General features: G+C 47.3%; 1 protein-coding gene. It reads right to left on the bottom strand.

The features are described from left to right. Window positions 1–713 (bottom strand): AMP-binding protein (locus tag J8L98_RS24505; RefSeq protein WP_210998667.1); only part of this gene is annotated, 713 nt, incomplete at both ends.

Raw genomic sequence — 713 nt, 5'->3', positions numbered from 1 at the left:
GTACGGATATGGTCGCGGTAAGCGTCGACATCGAGAATATCACCGGTATATAAGCAGATCTGTTGTCCGTGTAACAGCGGGCATAAAGTGGTGGTAACAGATAAGTCAAAACAGTAGTTAGATGAGAAGTCGATACGTTGGTATTGTTTGCCAAGAGCGTGTGTTAACGCATCAAGGTAATACAGTGCATTACGCTGACTCAGCATGACACCTTTTGGTGTGCCAGTGGTCCCAGAGGTGTAAATGATATAGGCCAAACGCTCGAGGTTATTAGGTCGAGTCAGGGTAATATCGACCAATGGGTCGGTACACAGGTCCACATTAATACACTGAGCTTGGTCAAGCATCGGTGCCAAAGTATCACAGAGTGTCGTATCAGTGAGTACTAAAGCTGTTTGTGTATCTTCTAAAATAAACTCAACACGAGAGTGTGGGTATTGAGGAGATACAGGCACATAAGCGCCACCGGCTTTAAGAGTGGCCAATATGGCAACGAGCATGTTGACGCTGCGTTCAAAATACAATGCGATGGGACAATCAGCAGGTAAGCAGGTGTCGGCATCAGGGTGTGATTCAACAATATAGGCTGCGAGGGTATCTGCACGGTGATTGAGAGCTTGATAGCTCAAGGTCTCGCCGTCAGCGGTTGCAATGGCAATGGCATTCGGTGTTGCTTGGGCATGCTGCTCAAATAATGTTGCTAGGTCGAAGGT

The sequence above is a fragment of the Pseudoalteromonas sp. MMG013 genome (assembly GCF_018100885.1).
GTDB lineage: Bacteria > Pseudomonadota > Gammaproteobacteria > Enterobacterales > Alteromonadaceae > Pseudoalteromonas > Pseudoalteromonas aurantia.
This window is presented reverse-complemented; position numbering and strand designations above follow the sequence as displayed.